At 68.2% G+C, this 17,118-nt stretch carries 16 protein-coding genes; 13 read left to right on the top strand and 3 right to left on the bottom strand.

Annotation, left to right across the window (positions count from 1 at the left end):
- Positions 1 to 47: 47 nt before the first annotated feature.
- Both QSJ95_RS06535 and QSJ95_RS06540 read right to left on the bottom strand, forming a co-directional pair.
- Complete coding sequence (locus tag QSJ95_RS06535; protein ID WP_009615762.1) at positions 48 to 308, bottom strand: hypothetical protein; 261 nt, start codon at positions 306 to 308, stop codon at positions 48 to 50.
- A gap of 174 nt (positions 309 to 482) precedes the next feature.
- Positions 483 to 1,358, bottom strand: coding sequence for a LysR substrate-binding domain-containing protein (locus QSJ95_RS06540; protein ID WP_009615764.1), 876 nt, complete (start codon positions 1,356 to 1,358; stop codon positions 483 to 485).
- 232 nt (positions 1,359 to 1,590) lie between these two features.
- Between QSJ95_RS06540 and QSJ95_RS06545 the strand changes: the two genes are divergently transcribed.
- From QSJ95_RS06545 to QSJ95_RS06590, 10 genes are all read left to right on the top strand, one after another.
- Complete coding sequence (locus QSJ95_RS06545; protein ID WP_051879288.1) at positions 1,591 to 2,772, top strand: porin; 1,182 nt, start codon at positions 1,591 to 1,593, stop codon at positions 2,770 to 2,772.
- Positions 2,773 to 2,862: 90 nt separating this feature from the next.
- Entirely contained in the window at positions 2,863 to 3,807 is a 945-nt protein-coding gene (locus QSJ95_RS06550; RefSeq protein WP_285640983.1) for a LysR substrate-binding domain-containing protein, read from the top strand.
- A gap of 212 nt (positions 3,808 to 4,019) precedes the next feature.
- Positions 4,020 to 5,444 (top strand): aldehyde dehydrogenase, encoded by a 1,425-nt coding sequence (gene aldA / locus QSJ95_RS06555; RefSeq protein WP_285640984.1) that lies wholly within the window; start codon positions 4,020 to 4,022, stop codon positions 5,442 to 5,444.
- An 88-nt stretch (positions 5,445 to 5,532) separates the two neighbouring features.
- Positions 5,533 to 6,831 (top strand): MFS transporter, encoded by a 1,299-nt coding sequence (locus tag QSJ95_RS06560; protein WP_285640986.1) that lies wholly within the window; start codon positions 5,533 to 5,535, stop codon positions 6,829 to 6,831.
- The gene (locus tag QSJ95_RS06565) at positions 6,828 to 8,045 is read left to right on the top strand and encodes a mandelate racemase/muconate lactonizing enzyme family protein (protein WP_285640987.1); all 1,218 of its coding nucleotides are present in this window, start codon (positions 6,828 to 6,830) and stop codon (positions 8,043 to 8,045) included. The genes QSJ95_RS06560 and QSJ95_RS06565 overlap by 4 nt, the downstream gene beginning before the upstream one ends.
- A 53-nt stretch (positions 8,046 to 8,098) precedes the next feature.
- Positions 8,099 to 9,748: a GMC family oxidoreductase gene (locus QSJ95_RS06570; protein ID WP_285640988.1), complete on the top strand. Its 1,650-nt coding sequence runs from the start codon at positions 8,099 to 8,101 to the stop codon at positions 9,746 to 9,748.
- Positions 9,749 to 9,841: 93 nt separating this feature from the next.
- Positions 9,842 to 10,423 carry a DJ-1/PfpI family protein gene (locus tag QSJ95_RS06575; RefSeq protein WP_058070321.1) on the top strand — a complete coding sequence of 194 codons (582 nt, stop codon included), beginning with the start codon at positions 9,842 to 9,844 and terminating at the stop codon, positions 10,421 to 10,423.
- A 33-nt stretch (positions 10,424 to 10,456) separates the two neighbouring features.
- Positions 10,457 to 10,759 (top strand): ribbon-helix-helix domain-containing protein, encoded by a 303-nt coding sequence (locus QSJ95_RS06580; RefSeq protein ID WP_009615780.1) that lies wholly within the window; start codon positions 10,457 to 10,459, stop codon positions 10,757 to 10,759.
- 422 nt (positions 10,760 to 11,181) lie between these two features.
- A complete protein-coding gene (locus QSJ95_RS06585; protein WP_285640989.1) occupies positions 11,182 to 11,355 on the top strand; it encodes a YhfG family protein in 174 nt (57 codons plus the stop codon).
- 2 nt (positions 11,356 to 11,357) lie between these two features.
- Positions 11,358 to 11,954, top strand: coding sequence for a putative adenosine monophosphate-protein transferase Fic (locus QSJ95_RS06590; RefSeq protein ID WP_285641330.1), 597 nt, complete (start codon positions 11,358 to 11,360; stop codon positions 11,952 to 11,954).
- Between the two features lie 143 nt (positions 11,955 to 12,097).
- Here the strand turns inward: QSJ95_RS06590 and QSJ95_RS06595 are convergent, their stop codons facing one another.
- Positions 12,098 to 13,621 carry a fumarate hydratase gene (locus QSJ95_RS06595; RefSeq protein ID WP_043273308.1) on the bottom strand — a complete coding sequence of 508 codons (1,524 nt, stop codon included), beginning with the start codon at positions 13,619 to 13,621 and terminating at the stop codon, positions 12,098 to 12,100.
- A 254-nt stretch (positions 13,622 to 13,875) separates the two neighbouring features.
- On the opposite strand from QSJ95_RS06595, the gene QSJ95_RS06600 reads away from it, so the two are divergent.
- From QSJ95_RS06600 to QSJ95_RS06610, 3 genes are read left to right on the top strand one after another with little or no spacing between them, the layout of a single operon-like run.
- The gene (locus QSJ95_RS06600) at positions 13,876 to 15,003 is read left to right on the top strand and encodes a GGDEF domain-containing protein (protein WP_285640990.1); all 1,128 of its coding nucleotides are present in this window, start codon (positions 13,876 to 13,878) and stop codon (positions 15,001 to 15,003) included.
- Positions 14,996 to 15,931 carry an iron-sulfur-binding ferredoxin reductase gene (locus QSJ95_RS06605; RefSeq protein ID WP_285640991.1) on the top strand — a complete coding sequence of 312 codons (936 nt, stop codon included), beginning with the start codon at positions 14,996 to 14,998 and terminating at the stop codon, positions 15,929 to 15,931. Before QSJ95_RS06600 ends, QSJ95_RS06605 begins: the two co-directional genes overlap by 8 nt.
- A 48-nt stretch (positions 15,932 to 15,979) precedes the next feature.
- Positions 15,980 to 16,753 carry an enoyl-CoA hydratase gene (locus tag QSJ95_RS06610; protein ID WP_285640992.1) on the top strand — a complete coding sequence of 258 codons (774 nt, stop codon included), beginning with the start codon at positions 15,980 to 15,982 and terminating at the stop codon, positions 16,751 to 16,753.
- Positions 16,754 to 17,118: the final 365 nt, after the last annotated feature.

The raw sequence follows: 17,118 nt of genomic DNA on the forward strand, positions 1-17,118 counted from the left end.
AGCAAAAGCCTCGGGGATCGCCTACCGCTCCCGCCGGACGCGTGGCCTCAGGGGCTCATCAGCCCGCGGATGCGCCGGGTGAGGTCGTCCAGCTGGCGCAGGGTGCCGACGTCGTGGGCGCGTTCGTCGTCCGCCTGCGACAGGCCCAGGGCGACGTTGGCCAGGGCGTGGACCCGCGCGGGTTCCACGCCCAGTACGTGGGCGACGCGCTTGGCGGTGGCGGTGTCGTTCAGGGCTTCCTGGGCTGCGTCGAGCAACTCCTTCAGCAGTCGCTCGTCCAGCAGGTTTAGTGTGTGCTTGATAGACATGATCGGGTCCTTGCGGTGGCGATTTCCGGCGTCCGTGAGCGGGGGCGGACTCCAGCGCATGATCTTGGACCGCCATGCCTTTGGGAGGAGCGGCAAGGTCTGTGCAATTCCTCCGAGTCGGACGGGGGAGATTTCCACGCGAGGGGCGAAGCTGTCGGCAAATCCTCAAAACGGCTAGGGGTTGCTCATCAGTTCCAGCCAGTCCTGGAAGCGCTGCACCTTGGACAGGCCGCGCTTGTCGGCGGGGATGTCGAGCCAGTAGCCGTAGGGGCCGAGCACTTCCACCGGGGTGATCGGCAGCAGGCTGCCGGCGGCCAGTTCGCGTTCGATCATCTGCCGGTCGATCACCGCCAGGCCACCGCCGGCCAGGGCGGTGTGGATGACCTGGTCGAGGGTGCTGAACTCGATGCCGCTGCCGGCGTCGACGTCGTTGCGGCCCACGGCTTCCAGCCAGTTCTCCCAGACCTTCAGGCGCTTGCCCTCGTGGAGGATGTGCAGCAGCGGGTGGGCGTGCAGCTCCGGCGGGCGCTCGCCGTCGAACAGCTCCGGGCTGGCCACGGCGATGTGCCGTTCCATCACCAGCAGCTGGCTGTGGCAGTGGGCGGCGGCCTCCAGGCCGAAGCGGATGCGGCAGTCCAGTTCGCCGGGGTTGTCCGCGTCCTGGGCGTTGGTCACGCTCAGGCTGATGTCCGGGTAGCGCTGGAGGAAGCTGCGCAGGCGCGGCGACAGCCAGCGCGTGCCCCAGGTCGGCGGCGCGAGGATGCGCAGGCGCTGGCGCAGGTTGGGCACGCGCACCGCCTGCAGGGCGCGCTCGATGCGGTCGAAGGCCTCGCCCAGGTGCGGGGCCAGGGCGCTGCCGGTCTCGGTGAGGGTCAGGCCGCGCGGTGTGCGCACGAACAGGCTGACGCCCAGGTAGTCCTCCAGTTGCTTGATCTGCCGGCTGACCGCGCCCTGGGTGACGTTGAGCGCCTCGGCGGCGCGGTTGAAGCTGCGGTGGTGGGCGACTTCCTCGAAGACCCGGAGCATGTTCAGGGGCGGCAGGCTGCGCATGGGGCGGCTTCCGAAAGGGCGCGCGGGGTGGCGCGCGCGGGCTGGTCGTGGTGCGCCGATTCTAGCGCCGGGCCGCTCCTACAAACATGCGTTTTTCTCCGGTTTGCCCGGCGATTTAGTCGTTTGTGCGCGGCTCGCGCCAGGGGCTAGTTTCGGCCGCGCACAAGGTGTGGGGGGAGTGTCCGCGCCGGTGCGCCGAATAACGACAAGAACTTCGCCGAGGCTTTCCATTGTGGCCAGATTTCCCCTGCCGCGCCGCTGTGCGCACCTGCTGTTTCCCGTCCTGCTGACTTGCAGCGCCGCCGCCCTGGCGGTGCCGGTGACGGACGAACTCGACGTCGGCGGCGCCATCCGCGCGCGCTTCGACCACGACCCGGACCGCGACATCGACAAGGCCGGCTTCGACACTCTGATGCTGCGCGCCACCTATACCTCCGACAGCTGGATAGGCGCGGCGCGCTACCGCTTCTACGGCAAGCAGTACCCCTACCAGTACACCGACCACATCGGCGACGTCGCCTTCGCCGAGTATGCCTGGGTCGGCTACCGCTTCGACGCCGAGCGCCAGGTGCAGGTCGGCCTCAACCAGATTCCCTTCGGCCTGCAGCCGTTCTTCGGCAGCACCTTCTACGAGACCCTCGGCAACGTGGTGGGCCTGGAGGACGTCTCGGCGGTGGGCGCCAAGTACATCCAGCAGCAGGGCGACTGGAACCTGCAGGCGGGCCTGTACGGCCGCCCGGCCTGGCCGGGGCGCGGCACCAGCAACGGCAGCACCTACTCCACGGTGGTGACCTCGGCCGACGACTACGTGCCCGAGGGCACCCGCAACCAGGAACGGCAGATAGTGGTCGCGCGCCTGGCGCGTTCGCTGCAGCTGGGCGACTGGAAGTCCGAGGTGGGCGTGTCGGCCCTGACTTCGCGCCTGGAGAACAAGGACACCCACGACGCCGGCCGGCGCAACGCCTACGCCCTGCACTACCTGGGGCAGAACGGCCCCTGGGGCGTGCAGCTGCAGGCCGGGCGCCAGCAGATGTCGCCGCGCAACCCGGGCAGCGACGAGGTGGTCAGCTTCGGCGGCTACGACGGCACCTTCAACGTCGCCAGCCGCGGCAACCTCTATGTCGGCGACCTCAGCTACAGCTTCCCCGGCACCTTTGTCGGCGGCTGGGTGAGTGGCCTGAAGGTGTACGGCAACTACAGCCGCTTCGACAAGTCCGCCAGCGGCTTCGACGCCTCCGAGCGCTTCATCCTCGGCACCTCGTTCTCGGTGCGTTCCTTCTACATCGCCGTGGAATGGCTCAACGGCCGCAACGACCCCTACATCGGCGGCAGCAGCTATACCGACAGTCTGGCCCAGGGCGGCACCGACCACTGGGAGAACCAGCTGTACGCCAACGTCGGTTATTACTTCTGAGCCTCGGCGGCGGCCCTGGTGACTCTAGGGCCGCTGCCATACTCCAATGCGCATGCCGCGTCCAACGGGGGCGCGAGGGGAGGGCCAGCGATGAAGCGCAAGATCCCGGCGCTCAATGCACTCAAGGCGTTCGAGGTGGCCGGCAGCACCGGCAGCTTCACCCGCGCCGCCGAACTGCTCAACGTCACCCAGAGCGCGGTCAGCCGCCAGGTGCGCCAGTTGGAGGAGCAGCTCGGCGAGCCGCTGCTGCAGCGCCGCCACCACCACCTGCAACTGACCGACGCCGGGCGCATGCTGCTGCGCGCGCTGCAGCAGTCGTTCGACCGCATCGAGCTGACGGTGCGCGGCATCCAGCAGCGCCAGCACCTCAACCGCCTGCGCCTGAACGCCCCGCCGACCTTCGCCAGCCGCTGGCTGCTGCCGCGCCTGGGGCGCCTGCGCGAGGCCCATCCGGGGCTGGAGGTGACCCTCACCACGCACCTGCAGGACAGCCTGGCCGAGACCGGCACCCTGGACTGCGCCATCCGCTTCGGCAACGGCGAGTGGGAGGGCCTGGACAGTTCGCTGCTGATGCACGAGAAGCACATCGCCGTATGCGCGCCGGGCCTGCTGGCGCAGCGCGAGGAAACGGAGCAGGGGATGCCGCTCAATGGCATGACCCTGCTGCACGTGCTGGCCCGCGACGACCAGCGCTACCTGACCTGGCGCCACTGGCTGGATGCGGCGAAGATCCAGGGCGTCGACCTGCAGGGCGGCTACGAGTTCGACCTGCTGGACATGGCCATCCGCGCCGCCATCGACGGCCTGGGCGTGACCATGGCCGACCGCCAGATGGTGGCCCGCGAGCTGGTGGCCGGGCAGTTGGTGCAACTGCTCGACGTGCAGGTGGATGGCCATCAGTCCTACTGGTGGGTGAGCCGCCCGGGGCAGGAACTGCCGGAGCACGTGGAGCGCTTCCGCGACTGGCTGCTGGAAGAGGTGTGCCTGGCCGAGCGCAGCCTGGACAACGCCGCGCACATCGTCAGCCCGCGCTGAAACGCCGCCGGGTAACATGCGAAAAACGCAGGTTGCCCGGCGCTATTAATCGTTTGTCCGGCCTGCCGCGCCTGTCGAAACTTGGCCATCCAAGAACGACAAGAGTGTTTCCCATGCCTGCCCGCACCCGCCTGCCGGCGCGGCTTAGCGCCCGCCCCGCGTCGCTCCTGTCGTTCCTCCGCCACCGCGCTGCTTGAACCACAGGAATGCCCATGCGTACTGACCAGAACTTCATCGACGGCCGTTTCCGCGACGGCTCCGTGGCCGCCCGCATCGCCGTGTCCGACCCGGCCACCGGGGCCTGCATCGCCGAGGTACCGGCCGCCAGCGAGGCCGAGGTGCGCCAGGCCGTGGAAGCCGCGCAACGCGCCCAGCGCGACTGGGCGAAGCGGCCGGCCATCGAGCGCGGCGAATACCTGCGGCGCTTCGCCGAGGCCATCGAGCGCAACGCCGCTCGCATCGGCGAGGCGCTGGCCCGCGAGTCCGGCAAGAGCCTGCAGGACGCCACCAACGAGGCAGTCTACGCCGCGCAGATCACCCGCTACCACGCCGAATGGGCGCGGCGCATCGAGGGCGAGGTGATCCCCAGCGATTCCCGCGACGAAACCATCCTGCTGCAACGCGAGCCGATCGGCGTGGTGGCCTGCCTGATCCCCTTCAACTACCCGGTCTACACCCTGCTGCGCAAGGTCGCCCCGGCGCTGATCAGCGGCAACACGGTGGTGGTGCGGCCGAGCAACAACACCCCGACCTCGGCCTTCGAGATCGCCCGCGCCGCCGCCGAGGCCGAGCTGCCGGCCGGCGTGTTCAACGTGCTGACCATGGTCCACGAGGTCGCCGCTACGCTCTGCCAGCACCCGGCGGTGGGCATGATCACCCTGACTGGCAGCGTCGGCGCCGGGCGCACCGTGCTCGACTACTGCAAGGCCAACATCGCCAAACCGTCGCTGGAACTGGGCGGCAAGACCCCGGCGATCATCGAGGCCGACGCCGACCTGGAGCAGGCGGCCAGCGCCATCGCCGCCTCCAAGACCACCCACTGTGGCCAGCTGTGCACCGCCATCGAGCGCGTGTACGTGCAGGCCAGCGTGCACGACCGCTTCCTCGCCCTGCTGCGCGACAAGCTTGCCGCGGTGCGCAGCGGCGACCGCAGCGAGGACCCGAGCCGCATGGGCCCGCTGGTCAACGAGCGTTCGCGCCAGGAAATCCATGCCAAGGTGCAGCGCGCCCTGGCCGAAGGTGCCCGGCTGGAATGCGGCGGCGTGCTGCCGGAAGGGCCGGGCCACTTCTACCCGGCCACTCTGCTGAGCAACTGCCGCCAGGACATGGAGATCGTCCAGGAGGAAATCTTCGGCCCGGTGCTGCCGGTGCTGCGCTACGAGACCCTCGACGAAGCCCTGGCCATGGCCAACGACCACCAGTTCGGCCTGTCCTCGGTGCTCTACAGCGAGAACTACCGCACGGCGATGAAGGTGGCCAACGCCATTGAGGCCGGCGAGCTGTACGTCAACCGCACCCCCGCCGACCCCTACCAGGGCTTCCACGCCGGCTGGAAGCGCTCGGGCCTGGGCGGCGACGACGGCAAGCACGGGATGCTGGAGTTCACCCAGACCCGCCTGGTGGTCCTGAAGTACTGACGAGCCGCGCCGGGCGCCTGCCTGCGCCCGGCGTGCGCCGCGCTTTTCCGACAACCCGCCGGTGCCAGCGCCGGCCACGAGACGCATGATGAAAAAAACAATAAGTGCAGAGGCCATGCCCATGGCCGTTCCGTCCAGCGCCAACCTGTCGCGCTACCTGCAACTGGCGTTGCTGGTGCTCGCCGCCGGCGCCATCTACCCCATGCTCTACCTGCGCCAGGTGTACCAGAGCACCATGCTCGAGGCCCTGGCCATCAGCAACAGCGAGCTGGGCTACCTGTATTCCATCCTCGGCAGCGCCTTCCTGGTCAGCTACCTGCCCAGCGGCTGGCTGGCCGACCGCATCTCGCCGCGCTACCTGATCAGCTTCTCGCTGCTGGGCACCGGCGTGCTGGGCCTGTGGTACGCGCAGCTGCCCGGCTTCCAGGCGCTGCTGGCGATCTTCTGCGGCTTCGGCATCACCACCGGGCTGACCTTCTGGGCCTCGCTGATCAAGCGGGTGAACATGCTCGCCGGCGAGACCGAGCAGGGCCGCTTCTTCGGCGTGCTCGACGGCGGCCGCGGGCTGGTGGAAGCGCTGCTGGCCACCGTGGCCATCGCGCTGTTCGCCTACGTCACCCAGACCCGCGGCGAGCGCAACGCCGAGGGCCTGCAACTGGTCATCCACCTCTACGCCGCCTGCTGCATCGTCCTCGGCGTGGTGCTGATGATGCTGCGCGACCCGCAAGGCGCGCAGGGCGAGCGCGCCGCCTCGGGCAAGGGCAACCTGCTGGAAGACCTGCGCACCCTGGCGCGCATCCCCGAGCTGTGGCTGGTGACCGCCATCGTCTTCTGCGGCTACCACTTCTTCTGGGCCACCTACAGCTTCTCGGCCTACCTGCAGGAAGGCGGCTTCGGCCTGAGCGCGACCATGGCCGGGCTGATCACCACCATCAAGCTGTGGATGCGCCCGGTTGGCGGCATCGGCGGCGGCTGGCTGGGCGACCGCTTCTCCAAGACCGGGGTGCTGACCTGGGCCATGCTGCTCTCGGCCCTGGGCATGCTTGGCCTGGTGCTGCTGCCGAGCCTGCACGTGCTGAGTGTGCTGGTGTTCCTGGTGATCTTCATCGGCCTGATGACCTACGCCATCCGCGGCCTGTACTGGGCGATCCTCGACGACTGCCACATCCCCCTGCGCGTCACCGGCCTGGCCATCGGCATCATTTCCCTGGTCGGCTATTCGCCGGACGTCTTCCTGCCGCTGCTCAACGGCTGGATCACCGACCGCTTCCCCGGCTTCGTCGGCTACCAGATCTACTTCTCCTACGTCGTGGCGGTGGGCCTGCTGGGCGTGGTCGCCACCCTGATCCTGAAGAAACGCATCGACAAGAGAGCGCGCCAAGCATGAAAGTCGTCTCCCTGCAGACCCACGTGGTCGCCGTCCCGCCGCCGCACATCGGCGGCATGTACTGGCTGTTCGTGACCCTCAAGACCGACTGCGGCATCGAGGGCGTCGGCGAAATCTACGCCGCCACCTTCCACCCCAGGGCGATGGTCCCGGTGATCGAGGACGTGTTCCAGCGCTACCTGCTGGACCAGGACCCGCACCACATCGAGCGCTTCTTCCGCCGCGCCTATTCCAGCGGCTTCACCCAGCGCCCCGACCTGACCATGATGGGCGTGGTCAGCGGCCTGGAGATGGCCTGCTGGGACATCGTCGGCAAGGCGGCGAACAAGCCGGTGTACGAGCTGCTCGGCGGCAAGGTTCACGAGCGCCTGCGTTCCTACACCTACCTGTATCCGAAGAATGCCCAGGGCGAGTACGACTACTCCGACCCGGACCTGGCCGCCGAATGCGCGGTACACAACATGAACCTGGGCTTCAGCGCGCTGAAGTTCGACCCGGCCGGGCCCTACACGGCGTTCTCCGGCCACCAGCTGTCGCTGGAGGTGCTGGAGCGCTGCGAAACCTTCTGCCGCAAGATCCGCGAAGCGGTGGGCAGCAAGTGCGACCTGCTGTTCGGCACCCACGGGCAGATGGTGCCGTCCTCGGCCATTCGCCTGGCCAGGCGCCTGGAGAAATACGACCCGCTGTGGTTCGAGGAGCCCATTCCGCCGGGCCAGGAAGAGGCCATGGGCCAGGTCGCGGCCAAGACCAGCATCCCCATCGCCACCGGCGAGCGGCTGACCACCAAGTACGAGTTCTTCCGCCTGCTGCAGGCCGGCGGCGCATCGATCCTGCAGATGAACGTGGGGCGCTGCGGCGGCCTGCTCGAAGGCAAGAAGATCGCCTCCATGGCCGAGGCCTTCTACGCGCAGATCGCCCCGCACCTGTATAACGGCCCCATTGGCGCGGCGGCCAGCTTCCAGCTGGCGACCTGCACGCCGAACTTCCTGATCCAGGAAAGCATCGGCACCTGGGACGGCTTCCACGCGGAAATCCTCAAGAAGCCGCTGCACTGGGAAGACGGCTACATCATCCCCTCCAACGAGCCCGGCCTGGGCGTGGAGCTGGACATGGACGTGGTGCGCCGGCATTCCCCCTACACCGGCGAGCGCCTGCACCTGCAGATGGGCCCGGACCCGGTCGACGTCAAGGACAACGCCCCGGCCAAGGGCTGACACCCGCGCCCGCGCCGGCCGGCGCGGGCCCCCTTACTTGCGGTACGAGATTCATGACTTACGACTACATCATCGTCGGCGCCGGCTCGGCCGGCTGCATCCTGGCCAGCCGCCTGAGCGAGTCCGGCGAGTACAACGTCCTGCTGCTGGAGGCCGGCGGCAAGGATTCCTCGCCCTGGTTCAAGGTGCCGGTGGGCTTCGCCAAGCTCTACTACAACCCGACCTTCAACTGGATGTACTACAGCCAGCCGCAGCGGCAACTCGCCGGCCGCCAACTGTATGCGCCGCGCGGGAAGGTGCAGGGCGGCTCCGGCTCGATCAACGCGATGATCTACGTGCGCGGCCAGGCCCACGACTTCGACGACTGGGCGGCCAACGGCAACGACGGCTGGTCGTTCAAGGAAGTGCTGCCGTACTTCCGCAAGCTGGAATCGCACCCGCTGGGCGACAGCGAGTACCACGGCGGCAGCGGGCCGATCCGCATCAGCCCGATGAAGGGCCACACCCACCCGATCTGCGACGCCTTCCTCAAGGGCTGCGAGGAACTCGGCTACCCGCGCAGCGAGGACTTCAACGGCGCGCACTTCGAAGGCGCCGGCATCTACGACGTCAACACCCGCGACGGCCAGCGCTGCTCCAGCAGCTTCGCCTACCTGCACCCGGCGCTGGGCCGGCCGAACCTGAACATCGAGCGCCACGCCCAGGTGGAGCGCGTGCTGTTCGACGAGAACAGGCGCGCCGTCGGCGTGAGCCTCAGCCAGCATGGCGTGCAGCGCGAATTCCGCGCGCGCCGCGAAGTGATCCTGGCGGCCGGCGCGGTGGATTCGCCGAAGCTGCTGCAACTCTCCGGCGTGGCCGACCGCGAGCTGCTGTGTCAGCACCAGATTCCGGAAGTGCTGCACCTGCCGGCGGTGGGCAAGAACCTCCAGGACCACCTGTGCGTCAGCTACTACTACAAGGCCAACGTGCGCACCCTGAACGACGACTTCGGCTCGCTGCTGGGCCAGGCCAAGCTGGGCCTGGAGTACCTGTTCACCCGCAAGGGGCCGCTGTCGATGAGCGTCAACCAGAGCGGCGGTTTCTTCCGCAGCGACGAAGGCCAGGCGCACCCGAACCTGCAGCTGTACTTCAACCCGCTGTCCTACCAGATTCCCAAGAGCAGCAAGGCCAGCCTCAAGCCGGAGCCGTACTCGGGCTTCCTGCTGTGCTTCAACCCGTGCCGGCCGACCAGCCGCGGCGAAGTGCGCATCGCCTCGGAGAACCCGGCCGACGCGGCGCTGATCGACCCCAACTACCTGAGCACGCAGAAGGACATAGACGAAGCCATCCAGGGCAGCCGGCTGATCCGCAGGATCATGAACGCCCCGGCGCTCAAGGCGGTGACCGTGGAGGAGGTGCTGCCGGGCCCGGCGGTGCAGTCCGACGAGGCCATGCTGCAGTACTTCCGCGAGAACTGCGGCTCCATCTACCACCTGTGCGGCAGCTGCGCCATGGGCGCCGACCCGCAGTCCAGCGTGGTCGACAAGCGCCTGCGGGTGCACGGCATCGAGGGCCTGCGCGTGGTGGATGCGTCGATCTTCCCCAACGTCACCTCCGGCAACACCAACGCGGCGGTGATGATGGTGGCGGAGAAGGGCGCCGAGCTGATCCTGGAGGATGCCCGCCAGGTCCGGGCCGAAGTGCCACAGCGCCTGGCGGTGTAGTAGCGGCCTATTACCCGCCGCGGCGGGGAGTGGCTAACCTGTCTGGCATGCCCGGCCGCCCATGGCCGGGCCCCTGCCCGGAGGAATGCTGCGATGGCCGCGAAGAAGATTCTGATGCTGGTCGGCGACTACGCCGAGGACTACGAAACCATGGTGCCGTTCCAGGCGCTGCAGATGGTCGGCCACGTCGTCCACGCGGTGTGCCCGGACAAGAAGGCCGGGCAGAGCGTGCGCACCGCCATCCACGACTTCGAGGGCGACCAGACCTACAGCGAGAAGCCGGGGCACAACTTCGCCCTCAACGCCGACTTCGCCACTGTTCGCGCTGAAGACTACGACGCGCTGCTGATCCCCGGCGGCCGCGCCCCGGAATACCTGCGCCTGAACGCCAGGGTGATCGAACTGGTGAAGGCCTTCGACGCCGCCAAGAAACCCATCGCCGCCGTCTGCCACGGCGCCCAGCTGCTGGCCGCGGCCGGCGTGCTCAAGGGCCGCTCCTGCAGCGCCTACCCGGCCTGCGGCCCGGAAGTGAAGCTGGCCGGCGGCGAATACGTGGACATCCCGGTGGACGCCGCCCACGTCGACGGCAACCTGGTCAGCGCCCCGGCCTGGCCGGCGCATCCGGCGTGGCTGGCGAAGTTCCTCGAAGTGCTCGGCACGAAGATCAGCCTGTAGACTGGCGTTCGCGTCTATAGAAGGAGGCAGAGCATGTGCGAACTCTACGTGAAGGCCGACCCGATCCTCTACGAGTCGCGTTCCCGCTCCCTGCGCATCCGCGGCGTGGTCACCACCCTGCGCCTGGAGAACCAGTTCTGGGACATCCTGCGGGAGATCGCCGAAGTCGACGGCATGACCACCAACCAGCTGATCGCCAAGCTCTACGACGAGGTGATGGACTACCGCGGCGAAGTGGTCAACTTCGCCTCCTTCCTGCGCGTGAGCTGCACCCGCTACCTGGCCCAGCGCCGCGACAACATCGTGGAGCTGAGCCGGGTGCCGCGCAGCGCCTGATCCCCGGCCCTGTAGGAGCGGGCCCTGCCCGCGATTTCGCGCGCAGGGCGCGCTCCTACATTGGAATGCCGCGGGCGGCGCTTTTCGTAGGATGGCGTTGAGCGAAGCGATACCCATCAGCGCAACTGAGCCGGGTGCCGCGCAGCGCCTGATCCCCGGCCCTGTAGGAGCGGGCCCTGCCCGCGATTTCGCGCGCAGGGCGCGCTCCTACATGGGAATGCCGCGGGTGGCGCTTTTCGTAGGATGGCGTTGAGCGAAGCGATACCCATCGCCATGACCGCATGGGTTTCGCAAGCTCAACACCATCCTACGAAGAGCGCCTTGGCGCAATCGCGGAGGTATCCGCGCCGGGGGAATACGCGGCCAAGTCGCGCCAGCTCACGTATAATGGAATTTCAGCCCCTGAAGCGAGGCATCGACTGGTGAAAACCCCCAGCCTGGAAGCCAAGAAGGCCTACTGCGCCAAGACCCGTCGTTCCAACTACGCGGCCAGCCTGCGTCTGGAAGGCTACGAAGTTACTGAGAGCGACGCCGCCCGCGAATTGCCCAGCCGCGAAGCGGTCCTGCGCGCCTACCGCAAGCGCAAGCAGGCCTGAGCCTGGACAAGTACGGCGCCGGCCAGGACCCGTACTGCTATTCGGGTACGAGTGTCCTGCGCAATCGCCTCGATCTCCATAGCGATGACCTGCTGTCCCGCGCCGAACGCGACCTTTCCGAAATCGCCGCCAGTCATCTCGACTTCGAACCACCGCCTTACGACCTGGCGTACCTGAAACGCATCCACCATATCCTGTTCCAGGACCTCTACGACTGGGCCGGGCAGATTCGCAGCGTGGATATCTCCAAGCGCGACACCCATTTCTGCAACGTCAATCGCATCGAACCGGAGGCCGACAAGATCTTCCGGGCCATGGCGCGAGCCAACTGGTTCGAGGGCTACGAGCGTGAGCGACTGATAGTGGCCGTGGCCGAGCATTACGGCGACCTCAACATGATCCACCCGTTCCGCGAGGGCAATGGCCGGGCCCAGCGCATCCTGTTCGAGCACCTGATCGTCAACGTCGGCTTCGAGGTCAGTTGGTGGGCGGTGGAAGAGAACGAGTGGATTGGCGCCAATATCGACGCAGTGCTCTGCGACTACAGGGCGCTGGAACGCATCTTCGCGCGCTGCATCGGCCAACCCATCGGATCGTAGGGCGGATGACCGTTCGCGGTTATCCGCCGTTGGCGTTGGCGCGGTGGCGTATAACGCCTGGGGCGTTATGCGCCCTACGGTTTCCGCAGGCATGAAAAAGCCCGGCGCATGGCCGGGCTTTTTCCTGGCGCTGAAGCGAAGGCTTACTTCACTTCCACCGCCAGGCTGTGGGCGATCTTGTCTTTCCAGATCGCCGGGCCGGTGATGTGCACCGACTCGCCGTTGGTGTCGACCGCCACGGTCACCGGCATGTCCTTCACGTCGAACTCGTAGATCGCTTCCATGCCCAGTTCGGCGAAGGCCAGGACCCTGGACTTCTTGATCGCCTGGGCCACCAGGTAGGCGGCGCCGCCGACGGCCATCAGGTACACGGCCTTGTTGTCCTTGATCGCCTCGATGGCGATCGGGCCGCGCTCGGACTTGCCGATCATGCCCAAGAGGCCTGTGCTTTCCAGGATCTGCCGGGTGAACTTGTCCATGCGGGTGGCGGTGGTCGGGCCGGCCGGGCCGACCACTTCGTCGCCTACCGGGTCGACCGGGCCGACGTAGTAGATGAAGCGGCCCTTCAGGTCCACCGGCAGCTCTTCGCCCTTGTTCAGCATGTCGACCATGCGCTTGTGCGCGGCGTCGCGGCCGGTGAGCATCTTGCCGTTGAGCAGCAGGGTCTCGCCCGGTTTCCAGCTCTGCACTTCTTCCGGGGTGATCTTGTCCAGGTCGACGCGGCGCGCGGAGGGGCCGGCTTCCCAGACGATTTCCGGGTAGGCGTCCAGCGGCGGCGCTTCCAGCTCGGCCGGGCCGGAGCCGTCGAGCACGAAGTGGGCGTGACGGGTGGCGGCGCAGTTGGGGATCATGCACACCGGCAGCGAGGCGGCGTGGGTCGGGTAGTCCATGATCTTCACGTCGAGCACGGTGGTCAGGCCGCCCAGGCCCTGGGCGCCAATGCCCAGCTGGTTGACCTTGTCGAACAGCTCCAGGCGCAGTTCCTCGATGCGGTTCTGCGGGCCGCGAGCCTTCAGCTCGTGGATGTCGATCGGGTCCATCAGGACTTCCTTCGCCATCACCGCGGCCTTCTCGGCGGTACCGCCGATGCCGATGCCGAGCATGCCCGGCGGGCACCAGCCGGCGCCCATGGTCGGGACGGTCTTGAGCACCCAGTCGACGATGGAGTCGGACGGGTTGAGCATGGCCATCTTCGACTTGTTCTCCGAGCCGCCGCCCTTGGCCGCGACGTCCACTTCCACGGTGTTGCCCGGGACGATGGAGTAGTGGATCACCGCCGGGGTGTTGTCCTTGGTGTTCTTACGCGCACCGGCCGGGTCGGCCAGGATGGAGGCGCGCAGGACGTTCTCCGGCAGGTTGTAGGCGCGGCGCACGCCTTCGTTGATCATGTCGTCGACGCTCATGGTGGCGCCGTCCCAGCGCACGTCCATGCCGACGCGGACGAACACGGTGACGATGCCGGTGTCCTGGCAGATCGGGCGGTGGCCGGTGGCGCACATGCGCGAGTTGATGAGGATCTGCGCCATGGAATCGCGGGCGGCCGGCGATTCTTCGCGCAGGTACGCCTCATGCATGGCCTGGATGAAATCGACCGGGTGGTAGTAGGAGATGAACTGCAGGGCATCGGCGACGCTCTGGATGAGGTCGTCTTGCTTGATCACGGCCATGGAGCACGGTCCTCTTCAGGCGGGAATGTCAGGCGGGTATTTCAGGCGGCTAAGCCACGTACACCGAACGCGTCCGGTCAGGCACCGGCGCAAAAAGGGCGCCGTAGTATAGCGCCGTGCCAGGGCCGGGCGCACGCGCCGGCGATCCGACCTTGGTCGGCAGGGGCGGCAAGCGCCCACTTTCCGGTCGGCTAGGCATGCTGTGGCTTTGATAGTAGAGTGAGGGCTAAGTGCCATTACGGGATGGAGCCCCCATGAGCACACCGAGTTCCCCGCTGAAGCAGCGCGCCCTCCAAAAACTATTGTTCAGGCGGTTCGGCATGGCCCTCGGCACCTACGCGATGGCCCTGCTGCTGCTCTGGCTGACCGTGATCGGCGACTTCTACCATGGCTCCCCGGCGTTGGCGCTGGCCGCCAGCCTGTGCGCCGTGGCCAGCCAGGCGGTGTTCTTCTGGCTGTTCGCCAGCGGCCGCAACCAGCGCTTCGTCGACGCCAGCCTGACCGAGCCGCAGGTGCTGGTGGCGCTGGTCTGGACCACCTTCTTCCTGGCCCACGTGGACAGCGTGCGCGGCACCCTGATGGTGCTCTACGTGCTGATCCTGCTGTTCGGCGTGTTCCAGTTGCAGCCGCGGGTGTTCGCCCGTTGCGCGGGCCTGGCCTTCATCGCCTTCGCCGGCCTCAATCTCTGGGAGGCCTTCCGCCAGCGCCTGCAATTGCCCGGGCAGGCCGTGCTGCAACTGCTGGTGCTGTTCATCGTGCTGGTCTGGCTGACGCTGTTCGCCGGCTACGTGCAGGCCCTGCGCCAGCGCATGCGCCAACGCCGCTACGCGCTGCAGGCGCACCAGGACACCCTGCGCGGGATGATGCGCCAGCTGGAAGACCTGGTGGCCACCGACGAACTCACCGGGTTGTTCAACCGCCGGCACTTCCTGCGCCTGGCCGGGCGCGCGCTGGACGATCTGGACGAGGGGCAGCGCCACGGCCTGGCGCTGATCGACCTGGACCACTTCAAGCGCATCAACGACGTCCACGGCCATTCCGCCGGCGACCGCGTGCTGCAGACCTTCGCCGCGGTGGCGCGGGCCTGCCTGCGCGAGGGCGACGTGCTGGCGCGCTACGGCGGCGAGGAGTTCGTGCTGCTGCTGCCCGAGGCCGACAGCGACCGCCTCGCCGCCTGCTGCGAGCGCCTGCGCCAGGCCTATGCGGCGGCCGAGCCGATGGGCGTGGAAGTGCCGGTGCTGAGCCTTTCCGCCGGCATGACGCTGCTGCACAGCGGCGACGATCTCGACGAGGCCTTGCAGCGGGCCGACCAGGCGCTCTACCGTGCCAAACGCAGCGGACGCAATCGCTGCGAGGCGGCATGGGAGGAGAGCGATGCCTGAACTGCATGCCGGCGGCCGACACTGGGAAGTGGCCGCCGGAAGCAACCTGCTGGATGCCCTGCGCGCCGAGGGGATCGCCATTCCCTACAGCTGCCGCGCGGGCAGTTGCCATGCCTGCCTGGTGCGCTGCAGTGGCGGCGAGCTGCTCGACGATCGCCCCGAGGCGCTGGACGCCGCGCGCCGCGCCGAGGGCTGGCGCCTGGCCTGCCAGTGCCGGGTGGTAGAGGATTGTGCTGTCGAGGTCTTCGACCCCCTGCGTGACGGCCTGCCGGCGACGGTCGCCGAGCTGGACTGGCCGGCGGCGGACATTCTGCGTCTGCGCCTACAGCCGCAACGCCCCCTGCGCTACCGCGCCGGCCAGCACCTGGTGCTGTGGCTGGGCGAGGTGGCGCGGCCCTATTCCCTGGCCAGCCTGCCGGGCGCCGAGCCCTGGCTGGAATTCCACATCGCCTGCCAGGCCTCCGGCGCCTTCTGCGACGCGGCGCGCCAGCTGCGGGTGGGCGACGAACTGCGCCTGGGCGAGTTGCGCGGCGGCGCGCTGCACTACGACGCCGAATGGCAGGAACGCCCGCTGCTGCTGATGGCCAGCGGCACCGGCCTGGCGCCGCTGTGGGGCATCCTGCGCCAGGCCCTGGACGAAGGGCACCAGGGGCCGATCCGCCTGCTGCACCTGGCGCGCACGCCGGTCGAGCACTACCTGGCGGCGGAACTGGCGGCGCTGGCCGCGGCCCATCCCGACCTGCAGGTGGCGCTGGCGCTGCCGGCCGATCTGGACGCGCATCTGGCGCAATTCCGCCTTGTCTCGCGGCGAAGCATCGCCTTACTCTGCGGCCAGCCCGCCAGCGTCGAGCGCTTCGCCCGCCACCTGTACCTGGCCGGGGTGCCGCGCGGCCAGACCCTGGCCGACCTGTTCCTCTCCCACGCCTGAGCCGGGCCGCAGAGCCCGGCCGTCACAGCCTGCTGCCAAGGAGTTGCCATGAGCCAACAGATTCTCGTCGAGCGCGAGCAGGGCCTGCTGACCCTGCGCCTGAACCGCGCGGACAAGATGAACGCGCTGACCCGGGAAATGTACGCGGCCCTGGCCGACGCCCTGGAGGCCGCCGAGCACGACCGTGGCGTGCGCGTGGTGCTGATCGCCGGCAACGCCGAGTGCTTCACCGCCGGCAACGACATCCACGATTTCCTCCAGTACCCGCCCAGCGGCCAGGACAGCCCGGTGTTCCGCTTCATGCGCGCGCTGATGGAGTTCAGCAAGCCGGTGCTGGCGGCGGTGGCCGGCCCGGCGGTGGGCATCGGCACCACCCTGCTGCTGCACTGCGACCAGGTTTTCGTGGCCCGCGGCGCCAAGCTGAAGATGCCCTTCGTCAACCTCGGCCTGTGCCCGGAATTCGGCTCCAGCTTCCTGGTGCCGCGCCTGCTCGGCCACGTCCGCGCCGTCAGCCTGCTGATGCGCGGCGACGGCTTCAGCGGTGAACAGGCGGTGGCCTTCGGCATCGCCAACGAGGCCCTGGCCGACGGCGCCGCCGCCCTCGAACGCGCCCGCGAAGTGGCCCAGAGCCTGCAGGCCCTGCCGCCGGCAGCCCTGGCGCTGAGCAAGCGCCTGCTCAAGGCGCCGTACATGGACGAGCTGCGCAAGGTGGTGGCGGAAGAGGGGGAACTGTTCGTTCAGCGCCTGAGCTCGCCGGAAGCCCTGGAGGCCCTGAGCGCCTTCACCCAGCGCCGCCAGCCGGACTTCTCGCGCCTCGCCTGAGCTGGCCGGCTGCCCACAGAAACTGTGGGCAGAGTTGTGGACAACCTTGGGGCCAACTGCCCGGGCGCCCGCCGGGCCTGGGTTGGGCGATGTTGTGCGGTATTTGATCCATCGCCCGTTCCGCTGCCGGCCGGGGCCTTCGTAAGTGCCTGATTTGCTGGGATTGTCCTACAGCTGGCCGGTGGGTCGGGTTGTGCGATCAGCGCACCGGGCTTGCCCACAATAACTGTGGGAAGGCCTGTGGATAAGCTTGGGGCGGATGTGTCGGGGGCGCGTGGTTGCTGGGGTTGGGTGGCGCTGGCGGGGTTTTGATCAACTGACTTGAAGGCGGCCGTGGCGATGGGGGCGCACGCCGGTTGGTTTTG

It is taken from the genome of Pseudomonas sp. NBRC 100443 (assembly GCF_030268185.1).
Taxonomy (GTDB): Bacteria; Pseudomonadota; Gammaproteobacteria; order Pseudomonadales; family Pseudomonadaceae; genus Pseudomonas; species Pseudomonas citronellolis.

What these genes read in the sequence shown, in the direction of transcription:
- QSJ95_RS06535 (WP_009615762.1), bottom strand. Translation starts at nt 308, where the DNA reads ATGTCTATCAAGCACACACTAAACCTGCTGGACGAGCGACTGCTGAAG.
- QSJ95_RS06540 (WP_009615764.1), bottom strand. Translation starts at nt 1,358, where the DNA reads ATGCGCAGCCTGCCGCCCCTGAACATGCTCCGGGTCTTCGAGGAAGTC.
- QSJ95_RS06550 (WP_285640983.1), top strand. Translation starts at nt 2,863, where the DNA reads ATGAAGCGCAAGATCCCGGCGCTCAATGCACTCAAGGCGTTCGAGGTG.
- aldA (WP_285640984.1), top strand. Translation starts at nt 4,020, where the DNA reads ATGCGTACTGACCAGAACTTCATCGACGGCCGTTTCCGCGACGGCTCC.
- QSJ95_RS06560 (WP_285640986.1), top strand. Translation starts at nt 5,533, where the DNA reads ATGAAAAAAACAATAAGTGCAGAGGCCATGCCCATGGCCGTTCCGTCC.
- QSJ95_RS06565 (WP_285640987.1), top strand. Translation starts at nt 6,828, where the DNA reads ATGAAAGTCGTCTCCCTGCAGACCCACGTGGTCGCCGTCCCGCCGCCG.
- QSJ95_RS06570 (WP_285640988.1), top strand. Translation starts at nt 8,099, where the DNA reads ATGACTTACGACTACATCATCGTCGGCGCCGGCTCGGCCGGCTGCATC.
- QSJ95_RS06575 (WP_058070321.1), top strand. Translation starts at nt 9,842, where the DNA reads ATGGCCGCGAAGAAGATTCTGATGCTGGTCGGCGACTACGCCGAGGAC.
- QSJ95_RS06580 (WP_009615780.1), top strand. Translation starts at nt 10,457, where the DNA reads ATGTGCGAACTCTACGTGAAGGCCGACCCGATCCTCTACGAGTCGCGT.
- QSJ95_RS06595 (WP_043273308.1), bottom strand. Translation starts at nt 13,621, where the DNA reads ATGGCCGTGATCAAGCAAGACGACCTCATCCAGAGCGTCGCCGATGCC.
- QSJ95_RS06600 (WP_285640990.1), top strand. Translation starts at nt 13,876, where the DNA reads ATGAGCACACCGAGTTCCCCGCTGAAGCAGCGCGCCCTCCAAAAACTA.
- QSJ95_RS06605 (WP_285640991.1), top strand. Translation starts at nt 14,996, where the DNA reads ATGCCTGAACTGCATGCCGGCGGCCGACACTGGGAAGTGGCCGCCGGA.
- QSJ95_RS06610 (WP_285640992.1), top strand. Translation starts at nt 15,980, where the DNA reads ATGAGCCAACAGATTCTCGTCGAGCGCGAGCAGGGCCTGCTGACCCTG.